Annotated in this window: 11 protein-coding genes and 1 pseudogene; 10 read left to right on the top strand and 2 right to left on the bottom strand. The window is 30.1% G+C overall.

The window, feature by feature from the left end; genetic code table 11:
• The first annotated feature begins 167 nt into the window (after positions 1-167).
• From bamA to H2279_RS04290, 6 genes are all read left to right on the top strand, one after another.
• A complete protein-coding gene (gene bamA / locus H2279_RS04315; protein WP_337195726.1) occupies positions 168-2,384 on the top strand; it encodes an outer membrane protein assembly factor BamA in 2,217 nt (738 codons plus the stop codon).
• A 146-nt stretch (positions 2,385-2,530) separates the two neighbouring features.
• Positions 2,531-3,373 (top strand): acetyl-CoA carboxylase, carboxyltransferase subunit beta, encoded by an 843-nt coding sequence (gene accD / locus H2279_RS04310; RefSeq protein WP_137623898.1) that lies wholly within the window; start codon positions 2,531-2,533, stop codon positions 3,371-3,373.
• A 1-nt stretch (position 3,374) separates the two neighbouring features.
• Positions 3,375-3,827 carry a 23S rRNA (pseudouridine(1915)-N(3))-methyltransferase RlmH gene (locus tag H2279_RS04305; protein WP_171000082.1) on the top strand — a complete coding sequence of 151 codons (453 nt, stop codon included), beginning with the start codon at positions 3,375-3,377 and terminating at the stop codon, positions 3,825-3,827.
• Positions 3,828-3,840: 13 nt separating this feature from the next.
• Positions 3,841-4,203, top strand: coding sequence for an RNA polymerase-binding protein DksA (gene dksA / locus H2279_RS04300; protein WP_337195725.1), 363 nt, complete (start codon positions 3,841-3,843; stop codon positions 4,201-4,203).
• Positions 4,193-5,179, top strand: a complete 987-nt coding sequence (locus H2279_RS04295; protein ID WP_337195724.1) for a hypothetical protein — start codon at positions 4,193-4,195, stop codon at positions 5,177-5,179. Before dksA ends, H2279_RS04295 begins: the two co-directional genes overlap by 11 nt.
• The gene (locus H2279_RS04290) at positions 5,176-6,102 is read left to right on the top strand and encodes a tRNA dihydrouridine synthase (protein WP_137623894.1); all 927 of its coding nucleotides are present in this window, start codon (positions 5,176-5,178) and stop codon (positions 6,100-6,102) included. The genes H2279_RS04295 and H2279_RS04290 overlap by 4 nt, the downstream gene beginning before the upstream one ends.
• A gap of 41 nt (positions 6,103-6,143) precedes the next feature.
• On the opposite strand, the gene H2279_RS04285 is transcribed toward H2279_RS04290, so the two are convergent.
• Together H2279_RS04285 and purB are read right to left on the bottom strand one after the other, a co-directional pair.
• Positions 6,144-8,513: a ribonucleoside-diphosphate reductase subunit alpha gene (locus H2279_RS04285; protein WP_337195723.1), complete on the bottom strand. Its 2,370-nt coding sequence runs from the start codon at positions 8,511-8,513 to the stop codon at positions 6,144-6,146.
• A 16-nt stretch (positions 8,514-8,529) separates the two neighbouring features.
• Entirely contained in the window at positions 8,530-9,858 is a 1,329-nt protein-coding gene (gene purB / locus H2279_RS04280) for an adenylosuccinate lyase (protein WP_337195722.1), read from the bottom strand.
• 78 nt (positions 9,859-9,936) lie between these two features.
• On the opposite strand from purB, the gene H2279_RS04275 reads away from it, so the two are divergent.
• The 4 genes and pseudogenes from H2279_RS04275 to H2279_RS08890 all read left to right on the top strand — a co-directional run bounded on the left by H2279_RS04275 (position 9,937) and on the right by H2279_RS08890 (position 13,604).
• Positions 9,937-10,842, top strand: a complete 906-nt coding sequence (locus H2279_RS04275; protein ID WP_337195721.1) for an RluA family pseudouridine synthase — start codon at positions 9,937-9,939, stop codon at positions 10,840-10,842.
• 76 nt (positions 10,843-10,918) lie between these two features.
• Entirely contained in the window at positions 10,919-11,833 is a 915-nt protein-coding gene (locus H2279_RS04270; RefSeq protein WP_337195720.1) for a cytochrome-c peroxidase, read from the top strand.
• Positions 11,817-12,497, top strand: a pseudogene (locus H2279_RS08895) (DAHL domain-containing protein); the annotation flags it as partial. The gene H2279_RS04270 and the pseudogene H2279_RS08895, both read left to right, overlap by 17 nt.
• A gap of 459 nt (positions 12,498-12,956) precedes the next feature.
• Positions 12,957-13,604 carry a methyl-accepting chemotaxis protein gene (locus H2279_RS08890; RefSeq protein WP_407920026.1) on the top strand — a complete coding sequence of 216 codons (648 nt, stop codon included), beginning with the start codon at positions 12,957-12,959 and terminating at the stop codon, positions 13,602-13,604.
• Positions 13,605-13,629 lie beyond the last annotated feature (25 nt).

Here is a 13,629-nt window from a genome sequence, read left to right as displayed (position 1 = left end):
TTAAAAATTTTATAAAAATATAGTAAACACTTAAAATAGAGAAATTAAAAATCATAAAGAAGCTTAACTTAAATAAAAACAGCTTTAAAACATCTTGTTTTTGTTAAAATTTTTCTGATATAATCATAACTTTGTAATATAAAGCTTATTTTTAGGTAAAAAAATCAATGAAAAAAATTATCAGTGTTTGTTTATTAGCTACTTTGAGTAGTGCTACTGTTATAAAAGAAATTAAATTTAGCGGTTTAAATCATCTTTCAAATACAAGCGCACTTAATCTTACCGGTTTAAAAATTGGAGAAAAGCTAGATCTTTCTAAGGTTAATAAAGCCATACTTAATCTTTATAAGCAAAATTATTTTGATAATATTGCCGTAGAAGAAAATAATGGGATTTTAAACATTATTGTTACAGAAAAACCGAGTATTGCTAAAATCACAGTTACAGGAATTGCTTCCAATGATCGTAAGCAAATTGAAAGTATGCTCGGAATTAAAAGAGGAAATTTATTTGACGAATCAAGTGCCAAAGAAGCATGCGATCGCATTAAAAACTACTATGAAGCAAGAAGTTATTTTGACACTGTTGTAGAATACAAAACAAAAACTCTAAACAATACAGACGGCCTAGAACTTGAATTTATAGTAAATCGTGGAGAAAATATTATCATCGATAATGTTTATTTAAGTGGAGCTAAAAAGCTATCTTACTCCGATATAGAACCTGCTGTTATCAATAAAGAAAAAGAATTTATGGGCTGGATGTGGGGAAGAAATGACGGAAAGCTTAAAATATTTGAATTAAATAATGATAGCGCAAGAATTAGCGATGAGTATATGAAAAAAGGGTATTTAGATGTACAAGTTTCAGCTCCTTATCTAAAAACTTATACGGATTTATATCAAGCTGATTTAACCTATTTTATCAAAGAAGGCAAACCTTATAAAATTAAAAATATCTCTATAGAAAATCCTTTATTTGAAGAAAAGCAAAATTTAAAAACAGTTAAAAATCTACGCTCTAGCGTCGGTAAAATTATCAATATCGAAGATGTTAGAAAAGATGTAAAAACTTTAGAAACGCAAAGTGCTGATTTAGGTTATGCTTTTGTTGAAGTTTATCCAGATATCCAAAAAAATGATGAAACCCATGAGGTTACAATTAATTTTAAAGTCATTCCTCATGAAAAAGTTTATATTAGAAATGTAATTATTGCAAATAATTCTCGTACAGTCGATCGTGTTATACGTAGGGAATTATATATTACAGAAGGCAATTTATATAATAGAACGGATTTAACCGAATCCAAAAACGCTCTAAGAAGAACTTCTTATTTTGATGATGTTAATATTAAAGAAAAAAAGGTTGATGATACACATATTGATCTTATTGTCGATGTCAAAGAAGCTTCCACAGGTGCAATTTCTGGAGGTATAGGATATGGATCAAGTGATGGACTACTTTTAAATGCTTCTCTTTCTGATACAAATATTTTTGGATCAGGAATCAAAAGCTCGGTGAGTGTGGATAAAAGCGACGATACTTTATCAGGAAGAATCAGCTTAATTAACCCACGAGTTCTTGATAGTCAATATAGCCTAGGAGGAACTCTTTATTCTAATGATTATGAGTGGGATAATTATTCAGAAAAAAATTATGGATTTGATATTACTGTAGGTCGTCAATTTGCAAGATATTTTAATGCAAGTTTAACTTATAATTTAGAACAAAGTGATATTTATCATCTTAGTCCAACCCTTTTAAGAACAGGCTATGATCTTGGAAAAAGTATCAAAAGTTCTATATCTCCAGCCCTTTCATTTAATAATACAGATGATTATTATTTACCAAGATCTGGAATCATCACTTCGACAAGTCTTGAGTATGCTGGAATCGGTGGAGATCAAAAATTTCTATCCTCAAGCACTAAGTTTAATTTTTATCAAGGTTTGCAAGATTATATAGGCTATGATCTCATTTATCGCTATAAAGCTAGTTTTTATAAAGTTTGGAATAGAGGTTACTTACCAATCAACCAAAGAATTTATTTGGGAGGTATTCGCTCAATTCGTGGTTTTGAAAGTAGAACTGTAAGCCCTAAAAATGAATGGGGTGATGAAGTGGGCGGAACGATAGCTTTTGCCAATTCCGTAGAGCTTAGTTTTCCATTGATAGATAGAATCAAACTTCGTGGAAGTATGTTTTTTGATTATGGTATGATAGGACGTAAAAATTTAGATGAAATTAAAAGAATGAGTACGGGCGTTGGTTTAGAATGGATCACTCCTATAGGACCTTTACAACTCATCTTTGCTAAACCGCTAAATAAGAAAAAAGGCGATGATACGAGTACTTTTGAATTCAATCTAGGAACACGTTTTTAATATTTTTTAGATGCATTAATGCATCTAAAAATTCAAATACTTACTACAAATAAATTTCATTTCATAAAAATTTTACTAATTGCAAGAAAAGATAAGAAAATTTTGATATAATTCTTAAATTTTTTAAATCTAATTAGGTAGTTTATATGAATTTTGCAGATATTTTTTCAAAAATTAGAAGACAACAACCTAGCGTAAAAGAAGCACCAAATCACTGGGTAAAATGCCCAAGCTGTCATGCTTTAATGTATTATAAAGAAATAGAATCTTGTTTTAATGTATGTCCTAAATGTTCTCATCATATGAGAATTTCTCCTATAGAAAGAATCAATCTTTTAAGCGATGAAAATAGTTTTGTAGAATTTGATGCAAATTTGGAAGCTATTGATCCTCTAAAATTTGTTGATAGCAAATCCTATAAAAAAAGATTGAGTGAAAATCAAAATAAAACAGGCAAAAAATCTGCGGTCGTAAGTGGAGAATGTACAATTGATGGGATTAAAACTCAGCTAGTTGTATTTGATTTTTCTTTCATGGGAGGTTCTTTAGGATCAGTAGAAGGTGAAAAAATAGTTCGAGCCATACAAAGAGCCATCAGTAATAAAAATCCTTTAGTGATTGTAAGTGCAAGTGGAGGTGCTAGAATGCAAGAAAGCACCTATTCTTTAATGCAAATGAGTAAAACAAGTACTGCTTTAAAACTCTTAAGCAAAGAAAAAATTCCTTATATTAGCATCTTAACAGATCCAACCATGGGTGGCGTGAGTGCTTCTTTTGCTTGGCTTGGAGATTTGGTGATTGCCGAGCCAGGGGCTTTGGTAGGCTTTGCAGGAGAAAGAGTTATAAAACAAACCATAGGAGCTGATTTACCACAAGGCTTTCAAAGAGCTGAATTTTTATTAGAACATGGTCTTATAGATGCAATAGTCGAACGATCTGAAATGAAAAAATATCTTAGCGATGTACTTAAGTTTTTTTGCGGAAACTGATTTGCAAATTAATATTTTTTATATACAAAAAAGTGATGAATTTGAAATTTTAGATCAAAAATATTTTAAGTTAATATCTAAATTTGCCACAATTAAAGAATACAATCTTTTTAACAAAAAAATAGCTAATGCACAAAATCTTAATAATCCAGAACTAGCAAAAAAAAGTTATGAAGAAGTATTTAATGCACATAAAAAAGGCTTTAATATAGCCCTTGATGAAAGAGGCAAAGAGCTAACAAGTTTAGAATTTGCCAAAATGATACAAGATAAAATTGAATTAAGTTTTTTTATAGGTGGAGCTTATGGACTGAGAAAAGAATTTACAGAAAAATTAGATTTTAGCCTTTCGTTGAGTAAATTGACTTTGGCACATTATTTTGTTAAAACTTTGCTTTTAGAACAAATTTATCGCGCCTTTTGCATTAACTCCAATCACCCTTACCATAAATGAATTAGGAAATTTCATGAAAAAAAATGACTTAAACTTTTTTAAAGATAATATAGAGCAAAGAAAAAAAGCTATCAAAGAAGATTTGCACAGCAATTCTAAAGAAATTGAAGCCTTACACAATAGCGTTCCTAGCGATAGTGTTGATTTTTCAGTGATAGAAACAAATTCTCAAATTGATCTTGCTATCAGTGCTAATTTAAAACAAGAATTAAAAGAAATTGAAGAATCTCTCGATAAAATCAAAAACAATACTTATGGAATTTGTGAATCTTGTGATGACGAAATTGCTGTTGAAAGACTCAAAATAAAACCTCATGCAAAATATTGTATCACTTGTCGCGAAAATTTAGAAAAAGGAAAAATTTATGAAAGTTAAATTATTTTTGGGTGCTAGCCTTATTTACACTCTTATAATTTTTGCATTTGCTTGGTATTTAAAACTTGGTAGCTATACTCTAAATTTTAGGACTTATAATTTTGAGCTTCCGGTTATGATTTGGTTGATTTTACCTTTAATTCCTTTGATTTTTTTTGCTACTTTTCACATGATCTTTTATCATTTTTTACTCACTTTTAAATTCAAGCATTTCTTCAAAGACTCTGCCAAATTTGAAAGCTATATCCAAAATTTACTTTTAGAAAAAGAGTTAAATACAAGCTTTAGCACTCAAGAATTTAGAAAAGTGGCACAACTAGCAAAAATTGTAAAAACTCATGAAAAAATTCCAAATGAAACCAAGATCAATGAAATTCTAGATCTTATTGATGCTTTAAATAATCAAGAATATGTCAATATTTCTAAATTCAAGCTCACAAATAATAATATTTTATTTTTAAAAAATGAGCAAAATCGCATTCAAAATGATATAAATTATGCCTATTCTAAAATAAAAAACATCACTGAAATCAAAGACGAGTTTGAGGAATTAGCCTTTAATACTCTTCTTAAAAAAGGCAATTACGAACAAATCAAAAATATTAAAATTTCTAAAAATTCTCATCAAATTTTAAATTTAATCAAACGCTTTAAAGATGGAAATCTTGAACTTAATACCGCTGAATTTGAAGTTTTGCTAACTCATTCTCTCTTAAATGAAAAAGAATATTTAAGCATTGCGAAAATGAGTACTAAATTTTTTAATCCAGATGCAATACTAGGAATTTTTTCTAAAATAAAAAATGAAAAAAATGAAGCGTTAAAAGCATACTTATATTTACTTGCTGAATTTGGACTTTTAGATGAGTTAAGAGAGCAAATTAGAAAAGATGAAAAAAAATTCAGTGATTTTAAAGCCTTTTTAATCCTTAAAGAAAATAACATCAAATTTGATTTAAATCATCTTATACAATGATAGATTTTACCAATAAACCCTTATTTTTAGCTCCAATGGCAGGTTTTTCAGACTTGCCATTTAGAAATGTGGTTAAAAAATTTGGAGCTGATGTAACCATTAGTGAGATGATAAGCTCTAATGCTTTAGTTTATGAAAGCTCTAAAACTTTGCACATGTTAGAACGTTCCGAATTTGAAAAACCTTATATTGTGCAAATTGCTGGAGGCGATAAAGAAGTGCTTAAAAAAGCGGTTGAACTTCTTAATCAAATGGATTTTATAGATGGTATCGATTTTAACTGCGGCTGTCCTGTAAATAAAGTAGTTAAGCAATGTGCCGGTAGTGCCTTATTAAACGATTTGGAACTTTTTAAAACTTTAGTGGGAGTGATCAAGCAAACCAATAAAAAAAGATTGACAAGCGTCAAATTTAGACTAGGATTTAATGAAAAATATCCTGAAAAAATGGCTAAAATTTGCGAAGATTTAGGTGTTGATTTTGTAAGCATTCATGGACGAACAAGAAAACAACTTTATAGCGGAAAGTCTGATTATGACTCTATAGCCTTTGCTAAAGCAAATGTAAAAATTCCTGTTATTGCTAATGGGGATATTAATGCAAATAACGCGCTTGAAGTTTATAATATCACAAAATGCGATGGATTGATGATAGGAAGAGCAAGTATAGGTAATCCTTGGATCTTTTATGAAATAAAACATAATAAAAAAGTTGAAGAAAACTTAAAAAAAGAAATTATATTAACCCATTTTGAAGAAATGCTAAAGCATTACCAAAATCAAGCTGTAAGTATATTTCGTAAGCATTTGCATGAGTATTCTAAAGGACACAAAGAAGCTTCAGCTTTTAGAGATGAAATCAATCGCATCAATGATGCAAAAGAAATGAAGAAAAAAATAGAATCATTTTTCCAATCATTTTAAATTTGAAGTTTTTAAAAGATTAAAAACTTCAATAAAATTTTTTACTGACATCCCTCGCATTCTATGCTGCGATCGGCCACATTGACTTTTTCACTATTAGGGCTTTCACTTCTTAAATAATATGTAGATTTAACGCCAAGCTCCCAAGCGAGTTGGTAAATTTCATTAAGATAACCTCCGCTTGCCTTATCTAGCGATAAAAAGATATTTAAACTTTGTCCTTGATCGATCCACTTTCCACGTATAGCAGCTGCTTTTACTAAAATTCTTTGATCAAGCTCATAAGCTGGAGTATAATATTCCCAAGTTTCAAGGCTTAAATTTGGAACAACAACAGGTATCATGCCGCTTAAATTCTGCTCAAACCACTTACGCTTATAAACAGGTTCTATAGTTTGAGTGGTTCCTACCAAAATAGATATAGAAGAAGTAGGAGCGATCGCCATTAAATACCCGTTTCTCATACCATCTTTTTTTACTTTTTCTCTAAGTTTATTCCAATCACAATCACTTTGATTAAACAAGCCTTCTCTTAAAGTTAAAGCTTTAGCTTGTTCATTAGCAACATCAATAGGAAAAATTCCTTTACTCCAGTTTGATCCTTGAAAATCAGGATAAGATCCTTTTTCTATAGATAAATTAGAACTTGCATTGATAGCCTCAAAACTAATTTTTTCCATAATTCTATCAATCATTTCAAAATGCTCTTCACTTCCCCAATGAATTCTAGCTTCAGCAAGCATTTGCGCTTCTCCCATAACTCCAAGCCCTATAGAACGCGATTTTAAATTTGTATCTTTTACTTTTCTATGAGGATAAAAATTTAAATCGATCACATTATCAAGCATACGAATAGCCGTAGGCACAACGCGTTCTATATCTTCATTAGAATGTACTTTACTTAAATTAACACTTGCCAAATTGCACACAGCGGTTTTGCCGTCATTTTTGTATTTTTCAACTATATAAACTTTATTGCCATCAATACTATCTAAAGTTGAAATTTTCTTAGCTGATTTTTCATAGCCACCATCTATAATAACACGCTCTTCTTCATCATAATGTCTCTCATCGCCGTTTTCAAAAACAACTTTAATTTGATAATAATTAGCATCGGTATTTTGAAAAATTTCAGTGCATAAATTTGAACTTCTAATGATTCCAACGTGAGAATTTGGATTGGCTTTATTAGCAGTATCTTTAAAACATAAAAATGGCAAACCTGTCTCAAAATAATTTAACAATATTTTTTTCCAAAGCTCTTTAGCCTCTACGATTTCTTTAACTATATTTTCATCTTTTTCATATTCTTCATAGCGTTTTTCAAATTCTTCACCATACAAATCACACAAATCAGCTGTATCAGCAGGATCAAAAAGCGTCCATTTATCATTAGCTCTAACCCTTTTCATAAAAAGATCATTGATCCATAAAGCAGGGAAAAGCTCATGTGCTCTACGTCTTTCCTCTCCGGAATTCTTTCTTAAATCTATAAAATCGCCTATATCCATATGCCAAGGCTCTATATAAACCGCAATAGCACCTTTTCTAGTTCCAAGTTGATCTACAGCCACCGCAATATCATTTGTAATTTTTAAAAAAGGAATAATCCCTCCGGCTGCATTTTTATGTCCGTCTATGCTTCCACCCATAGCACGAACTTTAGACCAATCCCAACCTATACCACCACCAAATTTAGATAAAAGTGCCATTTCTTGATAAGAATCAAAAATTCCTTCAATATTATCAGGAGTACTTCCTATATAACAAGAACTGAGTTGATGTCTAGTGGTTCTAGCATTTGAAAGAGTTGGGGTAGCAAGCATAATTTCAAATTTAGAGATCAAATCATAAAATTTTTTAGCCCATTCTCCAGGATTAAATTCATTTTGCGCCAAAAACATAGCTATAGCCATAAACATTTGCTGTGGAAGTTCTATGGGCATACCCTTACTATCTTTGATCAAATAGCGATCATATAAAGTTTTAACACCCAAATAAGTAAATTGCATATCGCGTTCAGGCTTAATATAGTCATTTAAATCATCTAAATCATATTTTTCTTTTAAGCCTAATAAAATTCTTCCTTCTTTTTCTCCTCTTTCAAAATAATCACGTAGGTGATTATAGCGATTCATACCATTAACTTTTTTATACAAATCAAACAAAAAAAGTCTAGCAGCAACAAAAGTCCAATTTGGACAATCAATATCTATCTTATCTACAGCCGTTTTAATAAGAGTTTTTTGAATTTCTTCGGTTGAAATTCCATCCCTAAACTGAATTTTTGCATCAAGCTCTAACTCACTTAAACTCACACCTTCTAAATCTCTCACAGCATCAAAAGTGCATTTTTTAATTTTAGAAATATCTAACTCTTCTGTTCGGCCATTTCTTTTTATAACTTTCATTGTTTTCCTTGCTTAATTATTTAAATGTTCTTGCAAAAATAGCATCAATATTTTTTGTATAGTAATTATAATCAAAACATTTACGTATATCTTCTTCGCTTAAACTTTTTCTTAAATCTTCATCATTTAAAAGTGCGATTAAAAATAAACTTTCGTTTTTATCATTGATTGCTTCTTTGCCATTTTGCAAATCAGCCCATACCTTCATAGCATTTCTTTGAACGATTTTATAAGCTTCCTCGCGACTAATTCCTTTGAAAGGAAGTTCTAGTAAAACACGTTGAGAAAAAACAAGTCCTCCGGTAAGATTTAAATTTTTCATCATATTTTCTGGATAAACTAAAAGATTTTCAATTAAATTTGTAAGACGTGCAAGCATAAAATCTGCTGTTATAAAAGCATCAGGTAAAATAAATCTCTCTACACTAGAATGAGAAATATCTCTTTCATGCCAAAGTGCAACATTTTCCAATGCTGGAGTAACAAAAGATCGAAGAACTCTGCAAAGTCCTGTAATATTTTCACTCAAAACTGGATTTCTCTTATGTGGCATTGCCGAACTTCCTTTCTGCCCTGCACTAAAAAATTCTTCAGCCTCATAAACTTCCGTTCTTTGAAAATGCCTTATTGCCACAGCGATTTGCTCACAAGATGAAGCTAAAATCGCAATAGCTGAAATCACTTGTGCGTAACGATCTCTTTGGATAACTTGATTTGAAACTGGAGCAGGTTTAAGATCTAAATTTTTGCAAACCTCTTCTTCAAATTCCAAAGGAGCGTGGGCGAAATTTCCCATTGCACCGCTGATTTTTCCATAACTAATCACTTCTTTAGCGTACTCTATAAGATCTTTAGCGTGCAAAATTTCATCATACCAAATTGCCATAACCAAGCCAAAAGTTATAGGCTCACCATGAATTCCATGACTTCTTCCAACCATTAAAGTATTTTTATGCTCCATAGCACGTTTTTTTATGGCTTCTAAAAGCAATGAAATATCCTCTAAGATAAGCTCCAAACTTTCTTTGATTTGTAAAGCAACCGCGGTATCAATGCAATCAGAACTCGTCATTGCATAATGCACAAAGCGACTCTCTTCTCCCAAACTTTCACTCACACTTGTAAGAAAAGCTATAACATCATGTTTGGTTGTTTTTTCAATTTCATCAATTCTATCAATGTCAAATTTTGCATTTTTTAAGATTTTTTCACAGTCAGTATCATTAATAAGACCTAATTTATTCCAAGCTTTTACAGCTGCTAATTCTACTTTTAACCATGCATCATATTTGGCTTTAACATCCCATTTTTTAGCCATAATTTCTCTGCTATATCTTGCAACCATGCTTTTAAACCTTTTTTAGTTATAATTTTAAAATGAAAAAATGGAATTTTATCTAAAAAATTCTAAGAAAGAAGTTAAATGCCCTATATCAAAACAAAACTACCTAATAATGGAAAAAAGGCGTTTCAAGTCCTTATGGAGGCCTTAAAAATTCCCATAAATGAGGCACAAAGACTGATTGATAAAAAAAGACTTTTTTGCGATGGAAATTTAGTTGAAGAAAAAAATAAAATTTTACATGGAACGATAGAATTAATTGTTTATGAAACCCATCCAAAGGGAGTGGAGATTGTATTTGAAAATGAAGATTTTGCCGTACTTGAAAAACCAAGTGGCGTTCTTAGCCATCCTAATGGAAGGCATTGTCAATATAGCCTTAGTGATGAAATTTGGCATTTATGGGGAAAGCAAGCCTGTATAGCCCATCGTCTTGATAAAGAAACCAGCGGTTTAATCCTCGTTGCAAAAAATAAATATGCTCAAATTGAATTTAAAACCATGTTTGAAAAAAGACAGATTCAAAAAGAATATTTAGCTTTGGTTTTAGGAAAAGTAGAAAAAAATTTCAAAATTGATGCTTGTATAGATTTAATCAAAAATTATCACGATGTAAAAACCAGAATGCAAATTTGCGAAAAAGGAAAACAAGCTTTGACCGAATTTGAAATTTTGAATTTTTTTCCTAAACACAATTGCACACTTTTACTTTGCAAACCCTTAACAGGAAGACAGCATCAAATAAGAATTCACTTACACCATGCAAAATATCCTATATTAGGCGATCCACTTTATGGCTTAAAAAAAGAAGAAATTGAAGCGATATTAGATGAAAAAATAAATTTGGAAGAAAGAATCCATCTAACAGGTGCTAAACGCTTATGTTTACATGCTAAAACATTAAAATTCATTTTTAGAGATCATCAATTTATCATTGATTCTAAAAAAAATATTGAAAATGAATTTATACAAGCCTTATATATCTAATGCTTTAAAAATTTATTATTAATTAATAAATTTTACATTATGATTATAAAACTTTTAAAAACAAGGAAACTAAACAATGAAAATATTTTATACAATGCTATTTTTAATAACAACAACATTTGCAATTGATATGATCACTCCACTTCCAGATAAAATACCTTATGATAAACAAAAAGCTATCCTTGGAAAAAAATTATATATGGATACCTCTTTATCTAAAGATGGAAAAGTATCTTGCAATACCTGCCATAATATTAATAATTATGGAGTGGATAATACCACAAATTCAACAGGGGTGAATAATCAATTAGACACGCCTTTTAACACACCAACGACTTTTAATTCTGTGTTTAATTTTGTCCAATTTTGGAATGGACGGGCACAAAATTTACAAGAACAAGCAAAGGTGCCTTTATTTAATCCTAAGGAAATGGGTCTAACTCCAGAATTTCTCTTAAAACAAGTCAATGCAAATGCTGATTATGTAAAAAGTTTTAAAGACATTTATGGGGAAGTTAGCGTAGATAACATAGCTGATGCAATTACAGAATTTGAAAAAACGCTCATCACTCCAAATTCTCCTTTTGACAGATATTTAAAAGGAGATAAAAATGCAATTTCTGAAAAAGCAAAAAGAGGCTATGAAGAATTTAAAGCTCAAGGTTGTATTTCTTGCCATCAAGGACAAAATATAGGGGGCAATATGTTTCAAAAAATTGGCATTTTTCAAGAATATCCTAATCAAGAAAATTTAGGACGCTATGAGATTACAAATAAAGAGAGTGATAAAATGGTATTTAAGGTACCAAGTCTTAGAAATATAGCCAAAACAGCCCCTTACTATCATGATGGAAGTATACCGACTTTGGATGCTTGTGTTCAGTTTATGGCCTATTATCAACTTGGAAAATTTTTAGATCAAGAAACCGTAGATGATATAGTAGCTTTTCTAGAAAGTTTAACAGGAGAATATCATGACAGCATCCAATAAAAAAATTTCTTTTTTATATCAATTTATTTTTTTAGCAATTTGCACACTGGTTGCTATTTTTATATTATTAGGAATTATTTTCAATAATTACACCTCAAGTAAAAATACCAAAGAAATTATAAATACTTTACAGACGCTTCAAATTTTAAATACACGCATCGATAAAGTTTTTCAAAATAGCTTTAATTTTATCAACTATGATGAAAGTGTTGCAGCTGTTAAACAAATGGAAGATATGTTAAAAAAGCTTAAAGAATTAGGGATTGATGATTCTCATGCTGAAGCTATTTTTAAAGAAAAATTAGCACAATTAGATCATTTTAAATCGGCTAATTCCATCGCCGTAAATTCTAAATTTTATCTTTTTGAATTAGCTAAAGATTATTTCAATGAAACTGAAAATAATTTAAGCAAAAAAGATTCTCAAAATTTAAAGACAATGAATGCTATTCTTAGAATTGTTGCCACAGAAAATGTTTTAGAAAAAACCACATTAAAACATTTAGATGCCTTGATACAAAATTTATCAATGATGAAAAATAATGATACTTTAGATCTTTTTGCAACCCATTATAAAATGATCTTAAAACAAATCCAAATTATGCAAAGCGAATCAACTATTTATACTAATTCTACTTTAGCTAAGGAACTCAATCGCCTTAATCAAATCACACAATCAAATATTGATAAAATTAATATACAAAAACTATACGTAGCAATTGGGGTTTTTGTTTTGGTTTTTGTTTTACTGATTTTATTTATCTCTATTACTTTGAAAAAAATCATTATTCCTGTAAGAATCTTAGAAAAGCTAAGTACTAATTTAGCCAGTAAAGAAGCCAACTTATCCTCTCGCTTAAATATAGATCCAAAAAGCGAACTAGGACAAAGTGCTGCACACATCAATTCTTTTATTTCAGTTGTTCAAAATTCTGTACTTGAAGCTATTGAAAATGCAGAAGCCAATCATAAAAATTCCGAACAACTAAAAAATAACGCTAACACACTTGAAGAGAGTTCTAATTCCCAAAATAATCAAATTGAAAATGTGAAAGAAATTACTAATGTTTTAGATGATCACATTATACTAGCTGGAAATTTGGCACAAGAAAGCGTTGATAATATGCAAGATATGCATTTATTGATGAATAAAGTTGGAAGCACTCTTACTCAACTTGTTAATCTTATTAATGAAAACAATGCAAAAGAGCAAAATGTTGTTGTCAATATGGATAATTTAACCCAAAGTGCCGACAATATTATAGAAATTACTAATTCTGTTAGAGATATAGCCGATCAAACCAATCTACTTGCTCTTAACGCAGCTGTTGAAGCAGCTAGAGCAGGAGAACATGGACGAGGTTTTGCAGTCGTTGCTGATGAGGTTGGAAAACTTGCCGATAAAACAAGTAAATCTCTTTTAAGTATCAATGCTACTGTTAATACTATCGTGCAGCAGATCAATGATAATAAATCTTTAATGGATCTTATTCACGAATCCATGAAAGAAACTTCTGACAAAACCAATAGCTTACAACAAGAACTCATTAACTCTATGCACAAGTTAGAAAGCTCTATACAATCGACTCAATTTATGAAAGATAAAAGTACGCAAGTGCAAGAAAAAATGGTTATTTTAAGAGATAGCGTTGATAAAGTAAATGAACTTGCTAACCTTATCAAAGATCTTTCTTGTGAAATTAATAATATTTCTAGCAATGTCTTCAATGGAGCTTCTAAACTTTCACAAAAACTTAATAATTTCAAATAATTTTTTCCGTATTTTATAAATACGG

It is taken from the genome of Campylobacter sp. B0100352/1 (genome assembly GCF_020135855.1).
In the GTDB taxonomy this organism is placed as follows: Bacteria; Campylobacterota; Campylobacteria; order Campylobacterales; family Campylobacteraceae; genus Campylobacter_D; species Campylobacter_D taeniopygiae.
The sequence above is the reverse complement of the archived record's forward strand: the minus strand, read 5'-3'. Positions and strand labels throughout refer to the sequence as shown.

Bases quoted from the DNA above. Each gene is read 5' to 3' on its own strand.
- H2279_RS04270 (WP_337195720.1), top strand. From the start codon at position 10,919: ATGAAAATATTTTATACAATGCTATTTTTAATAACAACAACATTTGCA.
- H2279_RS04295 (WP_337195724.1), top strand. From the start codon at position 4,193: ATGAAAGTTAAATTATTTTTGGGTGCTAGCCTTATTTACACTCTTATA.
- dksA (WP_337195725.1), top strand. From the start codon at position 3,841: ATGAAAAAAAATGACTTAAACTTTTTTAAAGATAATATAGAGCAAAGA.
- H2279_RS04275 (WP_337195721.1), top strand. From the start codon at position 9,937: ATGCCCTATATCAAAACAAAACTACCTAATAATGGAAAAAAGGCGTTT.
- H2279_RS04285 (WP_337195723.1), bottom strand. From the start codon at position 8,513: ATGAAAGTTATAAAAAGAAATGGCCGAACAGAAGAGTTAGATATTTCT.
- purB (WP_337195722.1), bottom strand. From the start codon at position 9,858: ATGGTTGCAAGATATAGCAGAGAAATTATGGCTAAAAAATGGGATGTT.
- bamA (WP_337195726.1), top strand. From the start codon at position 168: ATGAAAAAAATTATCAGTGTTTGTTTATTAGCTACTTTGAGTAGTGCT.
- H2279_RS08890 (WP_407920026.1), top strand. From the start codon at position 12,957: ATGCAAGATATGCATTTATTGATGAATAAAGTTGGAAGCACTCTTACT.
- H2279_RS04290 (WP_137623894.1), top strand. From the start codon at position 5,176: ATGATAGATTTTACCAATAAACCCTTATTTTTAGCTCCAATGGCAGGT.
- accD (WP_137623898.1), top strand. From the start codon at position 2,531: ATGAATTTTGCAGATATTTTTTCAAAAATTAGAAGACAACAACCTAGC.